A 19,193-nucleotide genomic window follows, 5' to 3' on the forward strand; every position below is an offset into this window, starting at 1 on the left:
GACGGGAGATCGGATATGTCCTTCGTCAAAACGATCACCACGGTGCTGCTGCTGGTGGCGGCCACGCTCCTGATGCCCGGTGACGCCCGGGCCACCGCCACGCACGGCGGGCTCGCGAACCTCGAAGCCGTCCTGCCGGTGATGTCCTGCGCGGACCTCACCACGGTCGAGCTCAGCGGCGTCACCGTCACCTCCGCCGTGGTGACCGGCGCGAACGCTCCCGCCCCCTACTGCGCCGTGACCGGGACCATCGCACCGGCGGACACGTTCGTGATGCGGCTGCCGACCCGGGGCTGGACCCAGCGGTACCTGCAGACCGGGTGCGGCGGGCTGTGCGGCAGCGCGACGATCAACTACACCCAGGCGGCGGGCTGCCGGCCGGTCGCCGACGGGACGATCGCCAGCGCCACCACCGACATGGGCCACCAGGGCAAGAACGACGGCTCCTGGGCTGCCGGGAACCCGCAAGCGCTGATCGACTTCGCGTACCGCGGGGTGCACGTCACCGCGCAGGTCGCCAAGCAGCTGATCCAGCGGTTCTACCGCCGCTCCCCCGCCTACAGCTACTTCGACGGGTGCTCGGACGGCGGGCGGGAGGCGCTGATGGAGGCGCAGCGCTACCCGGACGACTTCGACGGGATCGCGGCCGGGGCGCCGGCCAGCAACATCGTCGTGCAGAACACGTTCCACCACGCATGGAACGTGCTGGCCAACCAGGACGCGAACGGGCAGTACATCCTGCTGGCCGACAAGCTGCCGCTGATCCACGCGGCGGTGGTCCGGGCGTGTGACCGCCTCGACGGGGTGGCCGACGGGATCCTCGACGACCCGCGCGACTGCCGGTTCGACCCGGGCACGCTGGTCTGCCCGGACACCGCGACCTGCCTGACCCGGGCGCAGGCGGCCGTGGTGCGCAAGCTGCACGACGGGGCGACCGACGCGCACGGGCGGCGCCTCGAACAGGAGATCTCCCACGAGTGGGGCTCCGAGCTGGACTGGACGTTGTTCGTACCGTCGAAGCAGGGTGACGTGACGTTCAGCGAGAACATCGCGCTGTCGTTCCTGCGCTATCTCGCCTACCGCAACGTCGCCGACCCGGACTACCGGCTCACCGACCTGAAGTTCACCCTGGCGTCGTTCCGCGAGACGGTACGCACCTCGGACTACCTCTCGGCCACCGACCCGGATCTGAGCCGGTTCCGCCGCGGCGGTGGCAAGCTGGTCCTCTGGCACGGCTGGTCCGACCAGCACATCTCCCCGCAGGCGACGCTCAACTACTACGACGCGATGCGCCGGACGATGGGCGGCCGGACCGTGGACACCTTCGCCCGGCTGTACCTGTTCCCGGGCATGGCGCACTGCGGCGGCGGGCTCGGGCCGAACACGTTCGACGTGCTCACCCCGGTGATGGCCTGGGTGGAGACCGGCACCCGGCCGGGATCGATCGTGGCGACCTCGGCGACCACGTCCCGGGCGGTCGCGCCGTTCGCCGAGCGGGGCGCACCGACTGTCGGCTACGACTGGGCCGGCACGGCCCTCTACACCCACGGCTATCAGAAGACCTGCCGCGTGGTGAACGGCAAGCTGGTCTGTAGCTAGACGGTCAAGAACTCCACCAGCGCCGGGACGAATCCCGGGTCGCGCAGCGCCGACATGGCAGCGCGGACTCGCTCTCCCACACCTCGTAGAAGATCTCCACACCGTCGTCGGCTCGGAACGTCGCCATGCAAAGATCATGCACTAGGGGTGCTGATTGTTGCCGGGGCACCCGCCGACCGCTCCATCAGCTTGCCCACCACGGTGGCCTGCAGGCGGCGGCTGACCAGGCGGTTGGCGAACGTCATGGTCCGGTTCGCCGCGCCGGTCACCACGCTGGGCGGCGGGTTACGCCGGTCGAGGGCCCGCAGCGCCCGGTCGACGACCTGGTCGGCGCGCATCCGCCGGTTGCCGCCGTCGGCCGCCTGCCCGGCCACCTCGAAGAACTCGGTCTCGGTCGGGCCCGGCGAGACGGCAAGCACGCGCAGGCCGGTGCCGCGCGACTCGTACCAGAGCGCCTCGGTGAAGCTGAGCACAAACGCCTTGGTCGCGCCGTAGACCGCCATCCGCGGGTTCGACTGGTACGCCACGATGCTGGCCAGGTTGATCAGGAAGCCGTCGCCGGCCCGCAGCCGGTCGATGAAGGCCCGGGTGATGCCGACCAGGCTCGTCACGTTCAGCGCGATCTCGGCGTCGACCCGGGCCGGGTCCTCCTCGTGGAACGGCGCGTTGGTGCCGAAGCCGGCGTTGTTGATCAGGCTGGTCACGGTCACCCCGCGCTCGGCGACGGCCGCGCTGAGCCGCTCGCCGGCGCCCGGCGCCGCGAGGTCCATCGCGATCGTGGTGACCGTGACGCCCGGCAGCTCCGCGGCGAGCCGCTCCAGCCGGTCGGCGCGGCGGGCTACCAGCACCAGGTCTGCGCCACGCGCGGCGAGCCGGCGGGCGAACTCGGCGCCCAGCCCGGCGCTGGCCCCGGTGATCAGGACGGTCTGTGCTCGGTAATCGATAGCGCTCATGAGTCGCATACTATGCCTACCTGGCACTGAGTGCCAACCAGGCATTGGCGGTACGCTGACGGCATGACCGAACAGACCCTCTGGAACCGGACCCGCCAGGCGGTCTACGACGAGATCGCCCGCACCGCGATGGGCCTGTTCCTGGCGCACGGCTTCGAGGCCACCACGATCGACGAGATCGCCAAGGCGGCCGGCATCTCCCGGCGCTCCTTCTTCCGCTACTTCGGGACGAAGGAGGACATCGTGCTCGGCGACCTCGCCGCCAAGGGTGAGCTGGCCCGGGTGGCCCTCGAGGCGCGGCCGGACGGCGAGGACCCGTGGACCGCGCTGCGCCAGGCGTTCCACGCGATCAAGGACGTGGCGTACGACGGGGAGACCATGCTCAAGGTCACCCGGATGATGTACGAGACGCCGTCGCTGCGCGCCCGGCACATCGAGAAGCACCTGCAGTGGCAGGCGTCGCTGCTGCCCGAGGTCCGCCGCCGGCTCCGGGCCGACGCCACGGACCCCTTGGACGTACGCGCGGAAGCCCTGGTCGCCTGCGCCATCACCTGCTTGGACGTGGCCGGAGAGGCCTGGGCACGCAGCAACGGAGCGGTCACCCTGCCCGAGCTGTTCGACTCCGCGGCGGCGGCGCTGCGGCCCTGACACGTCGCCTCCTTGGTACCCCCCAGGGGTATGTGTATGGTGGGGGCATGAAGACTTCGGTGCGGCTCACCGCGTACGCGATGGGGTTGATCGTGGTTTTCGGTGTGGCGCTGAGCGCGGGCCGGTTCCTCGGGCCGGACGAGAAGCCCGCGGCCGCGCCGGCGCACACCGACGAGCACGGGAGCCATCAGGTGTCGAGCGCTCAGCTGCCGGCCGGGCTGCAGATCACCCAGGACGGGTACACGCTGAGCCCGGTCACCACCCGGTTCACCCCCGGAGCGGCGCAGACGTTCGCCTTCCGGATCCTCGGGCCGGACGGCAAGGCGGTCACGCAGTATTCCGCCGACCACGGGACCGAGCTGCACCTGATCGTGGTGCGCCGCGACCTGACCGGCTATCAGCACCTGCACCCGACCCGGGCGGCCGACGGGACCTGGTCGGCGCCGGTGACCGTCCGCGACCCGGGGCAGTACCGGGTGTTCGCCGACTTCACCCCCCTGGCCCGCGCCGAGGGCTTCGTGCTCGGTGTGGACGTGCCCGCCGCCGGCGACTACCAGCCCCGCGAGCTGCCCGCGCCCGGCTGGCAGACCGAGGTGGACGGTTACACGGTGACCCGGGCCGGCGAGCCGCAGGCCGGCACCACGTCGTGGATGACCGTTTCGGTCAGCAAGGGCGGGCAGCCGGTGACGCTCGAGCCGTACCTGGGGTCGTTCGGCCACCTGGTCGCGCTGCGCCAGGGTGACCTCGCCTACCTGCACATGCACCCGCAGGACGGCACGGTCGCCGGGCCGGACATCACCGTCGACGCCGCCGTGCCGTCCGGCGGGGTCTACCGGCTCTTCCTGGAGTTCCAGCACGGCGGGAAGGTCCACCTCGCCGAGTTCACCGCCGTCACCGGCGCCGGCCATGCCCACAATTGAAGGTTTCCGCCATGATGATTGAGCTCGAGATCGGCGGGATGACCTGCGCGTCCTGTGCCTCGCGGATCGAGAAGAAGCTGAACCGGATGGACGGGGTGACCGCTTCGGTCAACTACGCCACGGAGAAGGCCAGTGTCTCCTTTGATGCGCCGCTGACCGCGAATGATCTGATCGCGACGGTCGAGAAGACCGGGTACACGGCCGCGGTGCCCGCTCCCGAAAAACCAGAGATTTCCGAGAAATCGGATCCGCTGAAGAGCCGCCTGCTGATCTCCGCGCTGCTCAGCATCCCGGTGATCCTGCTGGCCATGGTCCCGGCCTGGCAGTTCGACTACTGGCAGTGGCTGTCGCTGACCCTCGCCGCCCCGGTCGTCGTCTACGGCGGCTGGCCGTTCCACCGGGCCGCCTGGACCAACCTCCGGCACGGCGCGGCCACCATGGACACCCTGGTCTCGCTCGGCACGCTCGCCGCGTTCGGCTGGTCGCTGTGGGCGCTGTTCCTCGGCACCGCCGGCGAGCCCGGCATGACCCACCCGTTCCGCCTGGACATCGGCCGCACCGACGGGTCCGGCAACATCTACCTCGAGGCGGCCGCCGGGGTCACCATGTTCCTGCTGGCCGGGCGGTATTTCGAGGCGCGCGCCAAGCGCACCGCCGGTTCCGCGCTGCGGGCGCTGCTGGAGATGGGCGCCAAGGACGTCGCGGTGCTGCGCGACGGCGGCGAGGTGCGCATCCCGATCGACCAGCTCTCCCCCGGCGACCGGTTCGTGGTCCGGCCGGGCGAGAAGGTCGCGACCGACGGGGTGGTCGAGGAGGGCGCGTCCGCGGTGGACGAGTCGATGCTCACCGGGGAGAGCGTGCCGGTCGAGGTCGGTCCGGGCGGCGGCGTGGTCGGCGGCACGGTCAACGCCGGTGGCCGGCTGGTCGTCCGGGCCAGCCGGGTCGGCGCGGACACCCAGCTGGCGCAGATGGCCCGGCTGGTCGAGCAGGCCCAGGCCGGCAAGGCAGGCGTGCAGCGGCTCGCCGACCGGATCTCCGGCGTCTTCGTACCGGTGGTGATCGGGCTGGCGGTGGCGACGCTGGGCTGGTGGGTGGGCACCGGCGCGGGGTGGACCGCCGCGTTCACGGCCGCGGTCGCGGTGCTGATCATCGCGTGCCCGTGCGCGCTCGGGCTGGCCACGCCGACGGCGCTGCTGGTCGGGACGGGTCGCGGGGCGCAGCTCGGCATCCTGATCAAGGGACCGGAGGCGCTGGAGCAGACCCGGCGGGTGGACACCGTCGTACTGGACAAGACCGGGACGGTGACCACCGGGCACATGGCGCTGGCCGCGGTCCGGACCGCCGACGGCCAGGACCCGGCGGAGCTGTTGCGGTTCGCGGCGGCCGTCGAGTCCGCTTCCGAACACCCGATCGCCACGGCGATCGTCGCCGCTTCCGTCAAGTCTGCGGCCTCCGCTCCCGGAAGCCTCGGGCTTGCGGCCGGCGATTCCCTTGCGGCGGGCGATTCCCTCACGGTGGACGGTTTCGCCAGCTTCGCCGGTTTTGGGGTACGCGGTGACGTCGCCGGCCGCACCGTCCTCGCCGGACGCCCGGCACTGTTCGAGCGGGAGGGCTGGACCGTCCCCGCCGAGGTCACCGCGGCCGTGGACGAGCAGGAGGCGGCCGGTCGCACCGCGATCGTGGCCGGCTGGGACGGCGAAGCCCGCGGGGTGCTGGCGGTCGCCGACACGGTCAAGCCGACCAGCCGGGACGCGGTCGCCGGCCTGCGCCGCCTCGGCCTCACCCCGATCCTGCTCACCGGCGACAACGAGCGGGTCGCCCGCGCGGTGGCCGCCGAGGTCGGCATCGACGAGGTGATCGCCGGGGTGCTGCCGGCCGGCAAGGTGGCCGTGATCGAGCGCCTGCAGCAGTCCGGCAAGGTGGTCGCGATGGCCGGCGACGGGGTGAACGACGCCGCCGCCCTGGCACAGGCCGACCTGGGCCTGGCCATGGGCACCGGCGCCGACGTGGCGATCGAGGCGTCCGACCTGACCCTGGTGCGCGGCGACCTGACCGTGGCGGTGGACGCCATCCGGCTGGCCCGCCGCACCCTGCGGATCATCAAGAGCAACCTGTTCTGGGCGTTCGCCTACAACCTCGCCGCCCTGCCGCTGGCCGCCGCGGGCCTGCTCAACCCGATGATCGCCGGCGCCGCGATGGCCTTCTCCTCGGTCTTCGTCGTCGCCAACAGCCTGCGCCTGCGCGGTTTCCGCCCGGCGACATCAGGCCGCTGACGTCGCCTCGCCGGCGCACCGCCCGCCCGGTGGCCGATCAGGAGGTACTGTTGATGGTCATCTTCGGGTGGTCCAGCAGGAAGGCGTCGAGCTTGTCGGCGGCCGCGGCCGCGAACAGCGCCTTGGTCTCGTCGCTGGTGCCCTCCGCGCCGCCGGGCGCCTTGACGTAGGTGCCGCCGTTGCTGCGGATCGGCATCATCTCCGCGTTGGCCAGGCCCTTCAGCCCGAAGAAGAAGTCGGCGATCGGGACGCCGTTGGGGTCGATCTTCAACGAGGAGCCGGCCGCCTCGAGGAGCTTGGAGAGCTTCGACATGTTGGTCAGGACGCCGTTGCTGGTGGCCTTCTTCGCCATCGCCTTCAGCAGCTGCTGCTGGTGGCGCTGACGATCGTAGTCACCGTTGGCCGAGTGCCGCAGGCGTGAGTACTCCAGGGCCTCCCACGCCTTCATGTCCCGGCAGCCCTTCTCGAACCACAGCGCGTTGCTGGGCGGCGACGTCGGGTCGGCGCCCTTGGCATAGCTGATCTTGCCCTTGCCGTCGACAACGTAGTGGCTGGACCACATCCGCTGGTCCACGCACATCCGCACGCCGCCGAGGGCCTCCAGGATGTCCTTGAACCCGGCGAAGTCGATGATGACGACGCCGTTGAAGCTGATCCCGGTCAGGTCGTGCACGGCCTTGGTGGCGAGCTTCATGCCACCCTTCCAGCCGCCGGTGCCCTGGGAGCCGTACATGAACGCGCCGTTGATCCGCCCGCTGCTGCCGCCGAAGTGCAGTTCCTCGTCCGCCGGGATCTGCGCGTACGTGTCCCGGGGGATCGAGAGCATCTGCATCTTGTCGCGGGACGCCGGGATGTGCAGCACGATGATCGTGTCCGAGCGGGAGCCCAGGCCGGACTTCTCCCAGCCGGCCCGGGTGTCCAGGCCGAGCATGAGGAGGTTGACCGCACCGTCCGGCAGTTTGCCACCGGTCTGCGCACCCACGCCGCCTCCGGAGCCGAGCACCGAGTCGGTCGTCTGCAGATTGTCGGTCACCTTGCCGAGCAGGTAGGTGGCGGCGACGGCGGTGCCCGTGCTGGCCAGCAGCAGCACCGCGCCGAAGACGGTGATCAGCTTGGCCCAGAGCGGCGCCCGGAGGCGCTTCTCACCGTCGCGGCCGACCGCCGGCGACGTGCCGGCCGAACGTAGCCGGCCATCGGGCCGATCGGTAGCCACTGGCATGCAAACTCCTGACCCTGAACGCGAGGGGCGATCATATCCACGGGCCGCAATACACCGCGGGAGCTCCGGGTGTGCCGGAACTCCCGCGGTGATGTGCTCAGTCGAGCAGTGCGGTGACGGTGCCGGCGGCGACCGTGCGGTTGCCCTCGCGGACCGCGAAGCCCAGCCCGACCTCCAGCGCGACCGGCTTGCCCAGGTGCACGGTCACCTCGTCTAGCGTGTCGCCGGGCATCACCAGGTCACGGCCGCCCAGGTCCAGGCCGCCGGACACGTCGGTGGTGTGGAAGTAGAACTGCGGGCGGTAGTTCGCCTCGAACGGCGTGTGCCGCCCGCCCTCCTCCTTCGTCAACGCGTACATCCGGGCCTTGAACGCCTGGTGCGGCCGCACCGAACCGACCGCCGCGACCACCTGCCCGCGCTGCACCTGCTCGCGCTTGATCCCGCGCAGCAGCACCGCCGCGTTGTCGCCGGCCTGCGCCGACTCCAGGACCTTGCCGAACATCTCCAGCCCGGTCGCCACGCTGGCCACGGTCGGGCCGAGGCCGACCACCTCGACCGGCTCACCGGCGCGCAGCTCGCCGCGCTCCACCTTGCCGGTGACCACGGTGCCGCGGCCGCTGATCGACAGCACGTTCTCGATCGGCATCAGGAACGGCTCCACCAGCGAACGCGGCGGGACCGGCACGTAGTCGTCGACCGCCTGGAGCAGCTCGACGATCGAGCCGACCCAGTGCGGGTCGCCCTGCAGCGCCTTGAGCGCGCTGACCCGGATCACCGGCACGTCGGCGCCGGGGAAGCCGTAGGAGGTCAGCAGCTCGCGGACCTCCAGCTCGACCAGGTCCAGCAGCTCCGGGTCGTCGACCATGTCGCTCTTGTTCAGCGCGACCACCAGGTACGGCACACCGACCCGCTGGGCGAGCAGCACGTGCTCCCGGGTCTGCGGCATCGACCCGTCCTGCGCCGAGACGACCAGGATCGCGCCGTCCACCTGCGCCGCCCCCGTGATCATGTTCTTCACGTAGTCGGCGTGGCCGGGCATGTCGACGTGGGCGTAGTGGCGGCTCGGGGTCTCGTACTCGACGTGCGCGATGGTGATCGTGATGCCGCGGGCGGCCTCTTCCGGCGCCCGGTCGATCCCCTCGAACGCGACATACCGGTTGGAGGCCGGGTCGCGGTCGGCGAGGACCTTGGTGATCGCGGCGGTCAGGGTCGTCTTGCCGTGGTCGACGTGACCCATCGTGCCGATGTTGACGTGCGGCTTGGTACGGATGAACTGGCTCTTGGCCATCGGAAGATCCTCACTGGATGCGAGGCAGGTGGGGTGGTACGCACACCGACGCCAACCGGGGTGCGCCAGAACCGCGCACGACGCAGCCACCCTTCCCCGGGTTCTGCCGCTGCGTGGGGAAGGGTCAGCTTCGCGTATCCAGGAGAGCCCGCACGGGAGCGCCCACCGAGGTGGGTAGCTGACGACCGTACGAGAACATGGGTGAAACCTAGACCGGATCGACCACCGTCACCACCCAATAACTGAGCCGACCAAAAGAAAAGGCGGCGCCGAAGCGCCGCCCTTTCAGAGAAAGCTCAGCCACCCATCATGGCGATGGCCGACTTCGGCATCTCCACGGTCTGGCTCGCCGGCGGGGCCGACACGCTGACCTTGGTGCCCATGCCCGAGTAGTTGGCCACGGTCTCGCCCGCGCCGGCCTGGATCGAGTCCATGTCCAGCGCCATCTTGGTCAGGTAACCGTCGGAGTTGACCTCCGCGGTGAACGGGATCTGCTTGCTCTTGCCCTCGAGCGCCTTGAGCAGCTGCTCGGACGAGGACGGCGACTTGGTGATGTCGATCGTGCCACTGAACGTGCCGTCGCCGGTCTTCTTGACGTCGGAGGCGGCCGCCTCGATCATCTTCGCCGAGTTGCGCGGGTCGTTCTTCTCCAGGCTCAGCGGGCTGGAGGACGGCATCTTCGAGGCGTCGATGTGCATCCACTTGCCGTTGGCGAAGTTCTTCGCCGCGGGGCCGCCGTACTTGATGTAGAGGTCGTTGCTGACCTGACGCATGTCGACGGTGCCGAGCGAGGACATGTCCATCTTCAGGCTCATCAGCTTGTTCGACGCGTCGAACGCGCCGTCCGCGACGATCCCGCCGACCGACGTCAGGTGGATCTTGCCGCTGGAGCTGGTGAGCTTCTGCGCGGCCGCGACCAGCTCGGCCGACGCGTCGCCCGGCGCGGCCGCGGCGGTGGTCTCGGCGGTGGCGGCGGCGCTGTTGACGGCGGCACCGTTGGTGAGGGCCGGCTCCTTCTTCTCGCCGCAGGCGCTGAGCCCGGCGAGGGTCACCAGGGCCACACCCGTGACGGCCAGACGTCCCATCTTCATCGCTTGTTGTCTCCCCGTCGTAGGCATCGGCCGCCCACCATAGTCCTTCTCGTCAATCCAGTCGCCCCGGGTGGGCGCGGTTCCTATGCTTCCGGCATGGCACGCGCAGAGATGTATGTCAGTACGGATGTGGAAACGGACGGCCCGATCCCCGGCCCGCACTCGATGTTGAGCCTGGGATCGGCGGTATATGCCGAGGACGGCACACTGATCGACACGTTCAGTGCCAATCTGGTCACGCTCGACGGAGCGGACGGGCACCCGGCGACGATGAAGTGGTGGGCCACCCAGCCGGCCGCGTGGGAGGCGTGCCGAAAAGACCCGGAAGACCCGTCCGTGGTGATGGAGCGGTATCGCGGATGGCTGGAGACCCTGCCCGGAAGGCCGGTTTTCGTGGGATACCCGGCAGGCTTCGACTTCACGTTCGTGTACTGGTACCTGATCCGCTTCACCGGGACCAGTCCGTTTTCGCACTCCGCGCTGGACATCAAGTCGTATGCCATGGCGGTGCTCGGCACCGACTTCCGATCCACGGTGAAGCGGAGCATGCCGCGCCGCTGGTTCGGCGACTTCCCGCACAGCCACGTGGCCCTCGACGACGCGATCGAGCAGGGCGCGCTGTTCTGCGCCATGCTCGCCGAACGCCGCGCCGCCCTCAAAACCTAAGCCCCATCTGGTACGAATACCGAGCGCTCGTCCGCAGGCTACGAGCCGAGTCCCGCCCGTGAGGCCACCGCGACACCGCGCCCCTCCCGGCCGCAGCGCGCCGCCAGGCCGGCAACACGGACGCGACACCGCGCCCCTCCCGGCCGCAGCGCGCCGCCAGGCCGGCAACACGGACGCGACACCGCAGCCGCTCCCGGCCGCAGCGCGCCGCCAGGTCGTCGGCTGGTTCTCAGGGGTGTCTCGGGCCTGTGGAGACACCCCTGAGAACCAGCCGGACAACGGTGACCGGACTGCTGTCCGCGGACCGGACTATCGGGTCGGGTGCCAGCCCGCGGGCGGGTCCTCGCCGGTGCGGCCGTCCACGGACTCGCGGATCAGGTCGGCGTGGCCGGTGTGCCGGGCGTACTCCTCGAGCAGGTCGAAGAGCAGCCGGCGCAGCGAGACCGGCTGGTCGTCGGGGCCGGTGATGTGGGCCGGGTGGTCGAGCCCGCCGTCGGCGAGTGCCAGGTTGTACCGCTCACGGGCCCGGGACACCGCGGAATCCCAGAGGGCGTAGAGCTCCTCCGGCGCGTCGTCGGCGGCCGAGGTGTGATCCCAGTCCTCGGTCTCCTGCGCGGGTTTCCAGCGCTCCCCCGGCGACTCGCCGTGCAGCTTCCACGCCGCGTGGTAGTCCTCGACCAGGGCGAGGTGTTTGAGCAGCCCGCCCAGGGTCAGTGACGACGCGCCGACGGTCGCGGTCAGCCCGGCCGTGTCGAGGCCGTCGGCCTTCCATCGGAACGTGGCACGCTGACGGTCCAGCGCGCCCAGCAGATGCTCGATCTCGGTGCCCGCGAACGGCGGTTCCCACCAGTAATCGCTCATCCCGACACGGTAGTACGCAACGCCCGCAGCCGCCGGGCCTCGACCGGGTCGGTCACCGGGACGGCGGCGAGCAGCTCCTTGGTGTAGGCGTGCTGCGGCTGCTCGTACACCTGCGCGGTCGGTCCGATCTCGACCACCCGGCCCTCGCGCAGCACCGCGACCCGGTCGGCGATCTGCCGGAGCACGGCCAGGTCGTGCGAGACGAAGACCAGCGACAGGCCGAGCTCCGCACGCAGATCTTCGAGCAGCGCGAGGACCTGCGCCTGGGTGGTGACGTCCAGCGAGGACACCGGCTCGTCGCAGACGATCAGGCGCGGGGACGGCGCCAGGGCCCGGGCGATGCCGACCCGCTGGCGCATGCCGCCGGAGAGCTGGTGCGGGTAGCGATCGTATTCGGACGCGGCCAGCCCGACCCGTTCCAGCAGCGCCGAGACCCGGCCGCGCGGGTCGCGCTCGCCCTGCAGGCGCAGCGGGTCGGCGATGCTCTCGCCGATCGAGCGCCGCGGGTTGAGCGACGACAGCGGGTCCTGGAAGACCATCTGCACCGAGCGTCCGCGCCGCCGGGAGATGTCCGCGCCGTCGAAGGTGATCGTCCCGGCGGTGGGCCGGTCCAGGCCGACCATCATCCGGGCCAGGGTGGTCTTGCCGGTGCCGGACTCGCCGACGATGCCGAGCGTCTCACCGGCGTGCACGTCGAGGCTGACGCCGTCGACCGCGCGGATCGGCGGCGGCTTGCGGAACGATCCGCGTCGCGGCTGCGGAAAATGCCGTTGTACGTCCCGTACTCGCAACAGCGGCGCCCCGGTGATCTCCCGTGGCTCGCCGGGCTTGGGCACCGCGTCGAGCAGCGCCTTCGTGTACGGCTCCCGCGGCGACACCAGCACCGTCTCGGTCGCGCCGCGTTCGACCACCCGCCCGTCCCGCATCACCACCACGGTGTCGGCCGAGCCGGCCACCACGCCGAGGTCGTGGCTGATCAGCAACAGCGCGGCCCCGGTGGTGGCGCGCACCTCGTCGAGCAGGTCGAGGATCTGCGCCTGCACGGTCACGTCCAGCGCGGTGGTCGGCTCGTCCGCGACGATCAGTTGCGGACGGCAGGCGATCGCCATCGCGATCAGCGCCCGCTGCCGCATGCCCCCGGAGAACTGGTGAGGGTAGGCACCGGCCCGTCGCGCCGGGTCCGGGATGTGCACCTGACCGAGCACCTCGACGGCCCGGTCCCGGGCGGCCTTGCGGGACGCGCCGGTGTGCAGCCGGTACACCTCGGCGATCTGGTCGCCGATGGTGTGGAACGGGCTGAGCGCGGTGAGCGGCTCCTGGAACACCATCGAGATCCGGGCCCCGCGGATGTCCTTCCACGGCACGTCCGTGATCAGGTCCACGCCGTCGAAGTCGATCGTGCCGGTGACCGTCGCCGCCTCGTGCAGCCCGAGCAGGGCCAGCGCCGCCGAGCTCTTGCCGGAGCCGGACTCGCCGACGATCCCGAGCGTCCCGCCGGCCGGCAGCTCGAAGGAGAGCCCGTCGACCGCCAGCTTGTCGCGAAAGGAGATCCGCAGATCCTCCACTGTCAACAATGTCATCTGAGCTGCACCCGGGGGTCGACGGCGGCGTAGAGCAGGTCGGCGGCCGCGTTGGCCACCACGATGAGCAGGCCGGTGAGCAGGGTGACCCCGACGACCACCGGCAGGTCGATCTGGTTGACCGCGCCGACCAGCAACTGGCCGACACCGGGCAGGCCGAACATCGTCTCGGTCAGCACCGCGGCGGTCATGATCTGGGCGAGGTCCACCGCGGTCAGCGTGACCAGCGGCAGCATCGCGCCGCGCAGCGCCCGCCGCCAGAGGATCCGGCGTTCCGGGATGCCGTACGCCCGGGCCGTCCGGATGTGGTCCTCGGCGAGGGCGTCCTGCAGCCCGGCCCGGGTCAGCCGGGCGTACGCCGCGGTCTGGATCACCGCGAGGGAGATCCACGGCAGCAGCAGGTTCTGCGCCCAGAGCAGCGGATCCACGGTGAACTTGACGTAGGACGGGAACGGCAGCCACTGCAGGTGCACGCAGAAGAGCAGGAGCAGCAGCAGGCCGACCAGGAAGACCGGCACCGCGTACCCGGCCAGGATCAGGCCGTTGACGATCCGGTCGAGCACCCGGAAGCGGCGCAGCCCGGAGAGCACCCCGGCGCCGATGCCGGCCGCGAGCGACAGGATCTCGGCGCCGATCGCCAGGGAGAAGGAGACCGGGAGCCGGTCCAGCAGCAGCGCGGTGACCGGCTGGTCGGTCTCGAACGAGTAGCCCAGGCACGGCGCCGGGCAGTGCCGCACGTCCGGGCCGGCCGGGTAGTCCCGGCCGGTGAACAGGCCCTGGAGGAAGTGCAGGTACTGGGTCAGCACCGGGTCGTCCAGGCCCATCGCGGCGCGCACGTCGGCGAGCCGTTCCGGGGTGCAGCCCTTGCCGCAGGTCAGGATCGCCGGGTCGGACGGTGCCAGGTAGAACAGCGCGTAGACGATCGCGGACAGCGCGAGCAGGACGAACGCGGCGCCGAGGATCCGGCGGGCCAGGTAACCGATCATCGGGTCAGCTCCCGCTGGCGTGGGTCGAGGGCCCGGCGCAGACCGTTGGCGACTAGGACGAACGCGAGCAGGGCGAGGAACAGCATCAGCGCCGGGAGGAAGACGTAGAACGGGTCGGCGCGGAACCAGGTGGTCGCGGTGGAGAGCATCTGGCCCCAGGACGGTGTCGGCGGGCGTACCCCGACGCCCAGGAACGAGAGGCCGGCCTCGACCACCATGTTGGTGGGCAGCAGCAGAGCCGCGTAGGTCAGGATCGGCGCGGTCAGGCCGGGCAGGATCTCCCGCCGGGCGACCCGCCACCAGGGCGCGCCGGCCACCTGGGCGGCCGCCACGTAGTCGCGGGTGCGCAGGCTGAGCGTCTCACCGCGGGACAGCCGGGCGGTGCCGCCCCAGCCGAGCACCGCGATCACGGCGGCCAGCAGCACCGGGCGGGGCCAGTCCTGCGGCACGATGGCGAGCAGCGAGATCGCCATGACCAGCACCGGTACCGACAGGACCAGGTCGATGACCCGGCTCAGCCCGGAGTCCAGCCACCGGCCGCCGAGCCCGGCGGCCACCCCGACGGTCACGCCGAGCAGCACCTCCAGGAACGTGGCGGCGACGGCGACCCCGACCGACACCTGCGCGCCGTAGACCAGCCGGGCGAACAGGTCACGGCCGGTGCCGGGCTCGACGCCGAGCCAGTGCTCGCCGCTGATCCCGCCGAAACCGCCGATCGGCACACCGCCGCGGGCCGAGTCGAGCAGCGTGTCGTGGTAGGTCGTGTAGTCCTGGCCGGCGAGCGCGGCCAGCAGGGGCGCGGTGAGCGCGACAAGCACCATGAGGCCGGCGATCACCGCGCCGGTGACGAAACCGCGGTCCCGCCGCAGGGCGGCGAGCGCCCTGGACGGGACCGGCGGTGCTGGTGGAGCGGTCGTCACTTGACCGAGATCCGGGAGATGTCGAGCTGCCCGCGCCAGCCGTCGGCGTACGCGTTCTTGACGTTCTTGCCGACCAGATAGACGTCCTTCTCGTGGGTCAGCGGCAGGACCAGGGCCAGCGCGCCGAGCTTCGCGTCCAGGGCACCCCAGCGGGCGGCCGCGGCGGCCGGGTCGGTGAGCGCGTTGATCGCGTCGATCTCGGTGTTCACGGCCGGGTCGTTGTACTGGGCCAGGTTGAAGTTGCCGCCGGCCGTGATGATCTGGCGACCGTCGAAGATCGGGATCAGGAACGGCCCGCCGGACGGCCAGTCGGCGCCCCAGGTGGCAAGCGCCAGGCCGGGCTGGGTGGCCGGCTTGCCGGTGACGTCGCGGTAGGTGGCGGCGTCGATCGCGTTCAGCTTCACCGTGACGCCGGCCTGCTTGAACGCCTCCTGGATGGCCGAGGCCACCTTCGGGCCGATGCCCTCGCTGTCGTCGTTCTCGTACGCCAGGTCGATGCTCAGGTTGCTCAGCCCGGCCTCGGCCAGGACCTGCTTGGCCTTGTCCGGGTTACCGGTGTCGCCGGCCGGGAAGTGGTCGTACGCCTGGTAGCCGAGCGCCTTCTGCGGGGGCAGGAACGTGGTCGACGGGCCGACCACCGCGGAGCCGCCGAGCGCGTTCACCACCGAGGTGCGGTTGATCGCGTACGACAGCGCCTCGCGCACCTTCGGGTTGTCGAACGGCGCCTTCTTCGTGTTGAACGCCAGGTACGTGGTCGACGGGAACTCGCCCCGGGTGACCCGCTTGTCCAGCTCGGAGCCGGTGCCCAGCTGGGCGAGCTGCTCCGGGCCGACGACCGCGTCGGTGGTGACCGCGTTGGCGTCGCCACCCGCGCCGGTGACCAGCCGCTGGTTGATCACGGCGGAGTCCAGGCCGGAGGTGACCTCGATCCGGTCCGGGCAGGCGTACCGCAGCTCGTCGACGCTCTGCGACCAGTGCGTGTTGCGGACCAGGACCAGCGACTTCTTCGGCTCGTACGACTCGACCTGGTACGGGCCCGACGAGATCGGGTGCTTCTCGTACTCGGTGCCGGAGTCCTTGGCCTTCGGCACCGGCGCGAACTGGGTCGCGGTGGCCAGGTACGGGAAGTCACCCTCGGGCTTGCTCAGCTTGAAGATGATCGTCTTGTCGTCCGGCGTCTCGATCGCCTTGATGCCCTCGGGCTGCTTGTACGGGCCCTGGTAGGAGGCCGCGCCGTCCAGCCAGTCGCGCAGGTAGGGCGCGCCGCCGGGCAGTTCGGGGGCGAACGAGCGCTCGATGCCGTACTTCACGTCGGCCGCGGTGATCGGCGTGCCGTCCTCGAACTGGATGCCGTCGCGCAGGTGGTAGGTCCAGGTCTTCGCGCCGTCCGACGGGGTGCCGAGGTCGGTGGCCAGGTCCGGCGCGGCCTTGGCACCGGCCTCGCCGGGCTGCCGGTTGCGGGTGGTCAGCGTCCGGAACAGCAGCGACGGGATGTTGCCGCCGCCGGAGGTGTAGAGCCGGGCCGGGTCGAGGTGGGTGATCCCGCCCTGGTTGAGCACGGTGAGCGTGCCACCCTGGCAGGTCTTCGGGTCGAACGCCGCGCCGGAGGTGGTGGTGTCGCCACCACCGCCGCCCTGGCAGCCGGCGAGCAGCACGGTCGCCGTGAGAACGATAGGCACGAATCTGCGCATGAGGTTTCCTTAGGACGGAGCCACAACGCAAGCGAACCTATCGGATCGATAGGCAATGTGCACTATCCCCGCAACAATCGAAGCATATCGTTTAAATTCCGGCTCGTCCGGACCTCCTCACACCTGATCGGGTGCGGTCACCGGCTCGGAGACGTCCCAGTGCTCGACGATCAGGTCGCCCTCGAAGCGCCAGATGTCGACGACCGCCTCGCCGAGGCCGCCCTCCTGCGGGATGAGCTGGTAGTGGGCGACCACGAACTCCTCGTCCGCGATCACCCGCTTCAGGTCCAGGGTCGAGGTCGCGATCGGGCCGGTGGAGACGAACTCGATCCAGGCGTCCCGGTCCCGCGGGCTCTCCGGGTCGTGGTTGACGAAGTCCTCGCGGATGATCTCGCGCAACACCTCGACGTCACCGGCGGCGAACCGCCCGAACGCGTCCAGGAAAATGTCCTTGATGGTCATCCCCGCACCATGACATCGCGGCGGCGGCGCCGTCGATTACCGGCCCGGTAACCATGCGGCGCTATAGCACCGTTTGACCCGGCCCGCTGTCAAAATCGGACAATTCTGCCCGGATGGCCGGGCCAGTGATGCGCCAATCGGACAAATGGCGTGCACTCGCCAGCGGGTCGGCGCCCGATATCGCGGAATCCTGACCTGCCGAAACGTACGTTCCCTAGGCGACGTCCGGCCATTTCCGGGCGCTTCCCATTCACCTTCGCTAGGAGATGTCCATGCTGAGCGCGATCGCCACCGGCGCCCTGCTCCTCTCGTCACTGACCGGCGCACCCGCCATGGCGTGGCACGGCGCGCCGCCCCCATCGGACAGGATGGTCATCGACGTGGTGGCCGCGAACGGTTCCGGCTGCCCCGACAAGACCGCCAATGTCCAGGTCTCGCCGGACAACACCGCGTTCACGGTCACCTACAGCGACTTCATCGCGCAGGTCGGCCCGGACGCCAAGCCCACCGACTTCCGCAAGAACTGCCAGCTCGCGCTGAACGTGCACGTGCCGGACGGCTACACCTACGCGGTGGCCGGCGCGGACTACCGCGGGTACGGGCACCTCGAGGAGGGTGCGACCGGCTCGGAGACGGCGTTCTACTACTTCCAGGGCGAGGCGCACACCACCCGGATCAAGCACGACTTCAAGGGCTGGATGGACAGCGACTGGCAGCAGACCGACAAGGTCGCGATCAGCTCGATGTCCTTCCTGCCGTGCGGGGAGCAGCGATACCTGAACGTCAACACCGAGCTGCGGGTGAACGCCGGCTGGTCGAAGCGGACCACCACCAGCTTCCTGACCATGGACTCGTCCGACGGCAACCTGGACACCCAGTACCACGTCTCCTGGATGAAGTGCTGAGCGCTGCTTGACAGGCCCGGCCGCTCCCCTGAGGGGGGCGGCCGGTTCTCTGCTTCACTACTTGACATTCACCAGTACTGGTCTAAGTATAGGAGCATGACCCACGACCCACAGCTACTCAAAGGGGTCCTGTCACTGCTGCTCATGCACCTGCTCGCCGAGCGGGAGTCGTATGGGTACGAGGTGGTCCAGCGGCTGCAGGCGGCCGGCTTCGAGGACGTGCTGGAGGGCAGCGTCTATCCGGCGCTGAACCGCCTGCACCGGGAGGGTCTGGTGGCCACCCGGCTGGTGCCGTCGCCGAACGGGCCGGCCCGCAAGTACTACCGGCTGTCCGACGACGGGCAGCGGGCGCTCACCGACTCCACCTCCGCCTGGGACCGGCACGTGGCCGGGGTCCAAGCAGTGCTGTCCCGCCCCCTGGGGCCCATCCCTTCTTCTGACGGAGGACGTTGACATGGCTATCGGATGGTTCGGCCGGCTGCGCATCGAGGGCCTGGTCTGGATGCTCGACCAGCAGCTCTACGACCTGCCGCGGGCCCAGCGGATCAGCACCCGGCGCGAGGTGCGGGCCAACCTGATCGAGGCGGCCACCGACCTCGGCGCGGGCGAGGCGCTGCGCCGGATCGGCGGGAGCCGGGGGCTGGCCGAGCAGTATCTGCGTGCCGAGTTCGGTGACCGGCCACGGCCCTCGTGGATCGGGGCGATCGTCGCGGCGGGGCTGGTCCCGATGCTGCTCAAATACGTCTTCGCGGAGGCGGCCGCCTCGTTCCGGGACGGGGTGACGGCTGCCGACCCGCACGTGAGCGGGACGTTCGTGTCGACCGGGCTCGAGTACCTGCAGGCGGCACAGACGTTCACCTTCACCGACGGCTCGTGGGGCAACTCGGGTGGGGGCTGGGCTCCGCTGGCGTACGCGATCTGGCTCTTGTCGGTCGTCGCCGCCGGACGCCTCTGGCGGGTCCGGTTTTCCTCTCATGTCGGTGCGGCCCGCGCCGACAACTAACCCCGAGCGGATCTCCGGCCGGCCCGGAGATTCGCAACCGGCGGGCACCTTTTCGGGCACCGTCGTGTCACCCGTGATCCCGGAATCTTCTCTCCATGCCCGGCGGGCAACACCGCCGGACAACTCGG

Annotated in this window: 19 protein-coding genes; 8 read left to right on the forward strand and 11 right to left on the reverse strand. The window is 70.5% G+C overall.

Annotated elements, in window-relative coordinates:
• Nucleotides 1-15: 15 nt before the first annotated feature.
• Nucleotides 16-1,599: a tannase/feruloyl esterase family alpha/beta hydrolase gene (locus Apa02nite_RS01200; protein WP_239164038.1), complete on the forward strand. Its 1,584-nt coding sequence runs from the start codon at nucleotides 16-18 to the stop codon at nucleotides 1,597-1,599.
• 4 nt (nucleotides 1,600-1,603) lie between these two features.
• Here Apa02nite_RS01200 and Apa02nite_RS51830 read toward each other — a convergent pair whose 3' ends face one another.
• Together Apa02nite_RS51830 and Apa02nite_RS01205 are read right to left on the reverse strand one after the other, a co-directional pair.
• On the reverse strand, nucleotides 1,604-1,726 hold the full coding sequence (locus tag Apa02nite_RS51830; protein WP_275412414.1) for a hypothetical protein: 123 nt from the start codon (nucleotides 1,724-1,726) through the stop codon (nucleotides 1,604-1,606).
• A 7-nt stretch (nucleotides 1,727-1,733) separates the two neighbouring features.
• Nucleotides 1,734-2,552, reverse strand: coding sequence for an SDR family NAD(P)-dependent oxidoreductase (locus Apa02nite_RS01205; RefSeq protein WP_239164039.1), 819 nt, complete (start codon nucleotides 2,550-2,552; stop codon nucleotides 1,734-1,736).
• 63 nt (nucleotides 2,553-2,615) lie between these two features.
• Here Apa02nite_RS01205 and Apa02nite_RS01210 point away from each other — a divergent pair, with 63 nt between their 5' ends.
• Genes Apa02nite_RS01210 through Apa02nite_RS01220 form a run of 3 tightly spaced genes read left to right on the forward strand, consistent with a single transcriptional unit; the run spans nucleotide 2,616 to nucleotide 6,393 of the window.
• Nucleotides 2,616-3,200 carry a TetR/AcrR family transcriptional regulator gene (locus Apa02nite_RS01210; protein WP_203823423.1) on the forward strand — a complete coding sequence of 195 codons (585 nt, stop codon included), beginning with the start codon at nucleotides 2,616-2,618 and terminating at the stop codon, nucleotides 3,198-3,200.
• A 47-nt stretch (nucleotides 3,201-3,247) separates the two neighbouring features.
• A complete protein-coding gene (locus Apa02nite_RS01215) occupies nucleotides 3,248-4,120 on the forward strand; it encodes a DUF8832 domain-containing protein (protein ID WP_203823424.1) in 873 nt (290 codons plus the stop codon).
• An 11-nt stretch (nucleotides 4,121-4,131) separates the two neighbouring features.
• Nucleotides 4,132-6,393 carry a heavy metal translocating P-type ATPase gene (locus Apa02nite_RS01220; RefSeq protein WP_203823425.1) on the forward strand — a complete coding sequence of 754 codons (2,262 nt, stop codon included), beginning with the start codon at nucleotides 4,132-4,134 and terminating at the stop codon, nucleotides 6,391-6,393.
• A gap of 37 nt (nucleotides 6,394-6,430) precedes the next feature.
• Here the strand turns inward: Apa02nite_RS01220 and Apa02nite_RS01225 are convergent, their stop codons facing one another.
• The 3 genes from Apa02nite_RS01225 to Apa02nite_RS01235 form a co-directional block, all read right to left on the reverse strand.
• Complete coding sequence (locus tag Apa02nite_RS01225; protein ID WP_203823426.1) at nucleotides 6,431-7,612, reverse strand: LCP family protein; 1,182 nt, start codon at nucleotides 7,610-7,612, stop codon at nucleotides 6,431-6,433.
• Nucleotides 7,613-7,709: 97 nt separating this feature from the next.
• Nucleotides 7,710-8,900, reverse strand: coding sequence for an elongation factor Tu (gene tuf, locus Apa02nite_RS01230; protein WP_067690027.1), 1,191 nt, complete (start codon nucleotides 8,898-8,900; stop codon nucleotides 7,710-7,712).
• Between the two features lie 296 nt (nucleotides 8,901-9,196).
• On the reverse strand, nucleotides 9,197-9,991 hold the full coding sequence (locus Apa02nite_RS01235; RefSeq protein ID WP_203823427.1) for an SCO4651 family lipoprotein: 795 nt from the start codon (nucleotides 9,989-9,991) through the stop codon (nucleotides 9,197-9,199).
• A 96-nt stretch (nucleotides 9,992-10,087) separates the two neighbouring features.
• Here Apa02nite_RS01235 and Apa02nite_RS01240 point away from each other — a divergent pair, with 96 nt between their 5' ends.
• Nucleotides 10,088-10,657: a 3'-5' exonuclease family protein gene (locus Apa02nite_RS01240; protein ID WP_203823428.1), complete on the forward strand. Its 570-nt coding sequence runs from the start codon at nucleotides 10,088-10,090 to the stop codon at nucleotides 10,655-10,657.
• A gap of 309 nt (nucleotides 10,658-10,966) precedes the next feature.
• Here the strand turns inward: Apa02nite_RS01240 and Apa02nite_RS01245 are convergent, their stop codons facing one another.
• The 6 genes from Apa02nite_RS01245 to Apa02nite_RS01270 form a co-directional block, all read right to left on the reverse strand.
• Nucleotides 10,967-11,518, reverse strand: coding sequence for a mycothiol transferase (locus Apa02nite_RS01245; RefSeq protein ID WP_203823429.1), 552 nt, complete (start codon nucleotides 11,516-11,518; stop codon nucleotides 10,967-10,969).
• Nucleotides 11,515-13,098 carry an ABC transporter ATP-binding protein gene (locus Apa02nite_RS01250; protein ID WP_203823430.1) on the reverse strand — a complete coding sequence of 528 codons (1,584 nt, stop codon included), beginning with the start codon at nucleotides 13,096-13,098 and terminating at the stop codon, nucleotides 11,515-11,517. Before Apa02nite_RS01250 ends, Apa02nite_RS01245 begins: the two co-directional genes overlap by 4 nt.
• Nucleotides 13,095-14,084: an ABC transporter permease gene (locus Apa02nite_RS01255; RefSeq protein ID WP_203823431.1), complete on the reverse strand. Its 990-nt coding sequence runs from the start codon at nucleotides 14,082-14,084 to the stop codon at nucleotides 13,095-13,097. Before Apa02nite_RS01255 ends, Apa02nite_RS01250 begins: the two co-directional genes overlap by 4 nt.
• Entirely contained in the window at nucleotides 14,081-15,004 is a 924-nt protein-coding gene (locus Apa02nite_RS01260) for an ABC transporter permease (RefSeq protein WP_239164040.1), read from the reverse strand. The genes Apa02nite_RS01255 and Apa02nite_RS01260 overlap by 4 nt, the downstream gene beginning before the upstream one ends.
• Nucleotides 15,001-16,695: an ABC transporter substrate-binding protein gene (locus Apa02nite_RS01265; protein WP_203823432.1), complete on the reverse strand. Its 1,695-nt coding sequence runs from the start codon at nucleotides 16,693-16,695 to the stop codon at nucleotides 15,001-15,003. The genes Apa02nite_RS01260 and Apa02nite_RS01265 overlap by 4 nt, the downstream gene beginning before the upstream one ends.
• Before the next feature lie 117 nt (nucleotides 16,696-16,812).
• Nucleotides 16,813-17,157: a nuclear transport factor 2 family protein gene (locus Apa02nite_RS01270; protein ID WP_203823433.1), complete on the reverse strand. Its 345-nt coding sequence runs from the start codon at nucleotides 17,155-17,157 to the stop codon at nucleotides 16,813-16,815.
• Nucleotides 17,158-17,429: 272 nt separating this feature from the next.
• Between Apa02nite_RS01270 and Apa02nite_RS01275 the strand changes: the two genes are divergently transcribed.
• The 3 genes from Apa02nite_RS01275 to Apa02nite_RS01285 all read left to right on the forward strand — a co-directional run bounded on the left by Apa02nite_RS01275 (nucleotide 17,430) and on the right by Apa02nite_RS01285 (nucleotide 19,065).
• Nucleotides 17,430-18,062, forward strand: coding sequence for a DUF4360 domain-containing protein (locus Apa02nite_RS01275; RefSeq protein ID WP_203823434.1), 633 nt, complete (start codon nucleotides 17,430-17,432; stop codon nucleotides 18,060-18,062).
• A 96-nt stretch (nucleotides 18,063-18,158) separates the two neighbouring features.
• Nucleotides 18,159-18,515: a PadR family transcriptional regulator gene (locus Apa02nite_RS01280; protein ID WP_203823435.1), complete on the forward strand. Its 357-nt coding sequence runs from the start codon at nucleotides 18,159-18,161 to the stop codon at nucleotides 18,513-18,515.
• Between the two features lies 1 nt (nucleotide 18,516).
• Nucleotides 18,517-19,065 carry a hypothetical protein gene (locus tag Apa02nite_RS01285; RefSeq protein ID WP_203823436.1) on the forward strand — a complete coding sequence of 183 codons (549 nt, stop codon included), beginning with the start codon at nucleotides 18,517-18,519 and terminating at the stop codon, nucleotides 19,063-19,065.
• The last annotated feature ends 128 nt before the right edge of the window (nucleotides 19,066-19,193 follow it).

The organism is Actinoplanes palleronii (assembly GCF_016862315.1).
GTDB lineage: Bacteria > Actinomycetota > Actinomycetes > Mycobacteriales > Micromonosporaceae > Actinoplanes > Actinoplanes palleronii.

Bases quoted from the DNA above. Each gene is read 5' to 3' on its own strand.
- Apa02nite_RS01205 (WP_239164039.1), bottom strand. From the start codon at position 2,552: ATGAGCGCTATCGATTACCGAGCACAGACCGTCCTGATCACCGGGGCC.
- Apa02nite_RS01245 (WP_203823429.1), bottom strand. From the start codon at position 11,518: ATGAGCGATTACTGGTGGGAACCGCCGTTCGCGGGCACCGAGATCGAG.
- Apa02nite_RS01225 (WP_203823426.1), bottom strand. From the start codon at position 7,612: ATGCCAGTGGCTACCGATCGGCCCGATGGCCGGCTACGTTCGGCCGGC.
- Apa02nite_RS01240 (WP_203823428.1), top strand. From the start codon at position 10,088: ATGGCACGCGCAGAGATGTATGTCAGTACGGATGTGGAAACGGACGGC.
- Apa02nite_RS01200 (WP_239164038.1), top strand. From the start codon at position 16: ATGTCCTTCGTCAAAACGATCACCACGGTGCTGCTGCTGGTGGCGGCC.
- Apa02nite_RS01265 (WP_203823432.1), bottom strand. From the start codon at position 16,695: ATGCGCAGATTCGTGCCTATCGTTCTCACGGCGACCGTGCTGCTCGCC.
- Apa02nite_RS01210 (WP_203823423.1), top strand. From the start codon at position 2,616: ATGACCGAACAGACCCTCTGGAACCGGACCCGCCAGGCGGTCTACGAC.
- Apa02nite_RS01250 (WP_203823430.1), bottom strand. From the start codon at position 13,098: ATGACATTGTTGACAGTGGAGGATCTGCGGATCTCCTTTCGCGACAAG.
- Apa02nite_RS01215 (WP_203823424.1), top strand. From the start codon at position 3,248: ATGAAGACTTCGGTGCGGCTCACCGCGTACGCGATGGGGTTGATCGTG.
- Apa02nite_RS01275 (WP_203823434.1), top strand. From the start codon at position 17,430: ATGCTGAGCGCGATCGCCACCGGCGCCCTGCTCCTCTCGTCACTGACC.
- Apa02nite_RS01255 (WP_203823431.1), bottom strand. From the start codon at position 14,084: ATGATCGGTTACCTGGCCCGCCGGATCCTCGGCGCCGCGTTCGTCCTG.
- Apa02nite_RS01235 (WP_203823427.1), bottom strand. From the start codon at position 9,991: ATGAAGATGGGACGTCTGGCCGTCACGGGTGTGGCCCTGGTGACCCTC.
- Apa02nite_RS01285 (WP_203823436.1), top strand. From the start codon at position 18,517: ATGGCTATCGGATGGTTCGGCCGGCTGCGCATCGAGGGCCTGGTCTGG.
- Apa02nite_RS01280 (WP_203823435.1), top strand. From the start codon at position 18,159: ATGACCCACGACCCACAGCTACTCAAAGGGGTCCTGTCACTGCTGCTC.
- Apa02nite_RS01220 (WP_203823425.1), top strand. From the start codon at position 4,132: ATGATGATTGAGCTCGAGATCGGCGGGATGACCTGCGCGTCCTGTGCC.
- tuf (WP_067690027.1), bottom strand. From the start codon at position 8,900: ATGGCCAAGAGCCAGTTCATCCGTACCAAGCCGCACGTCAACATCGGC.
- Apa02nite_RS01270 (WP_203823433.1), bottom strand. From the start codon at position 17,157: ATGACCATCAAGGACATTTTCCTGGACGCGTTCGGGCGGTTCGCCGCC.
- Apa02nite_RS51830 (WP_275412414.1), bottom strand. From the start codon at position 1,726: ATGGCGACGTTCCGAGCCGACGACGGTGTGGAGATCTTCTACGAGGTG.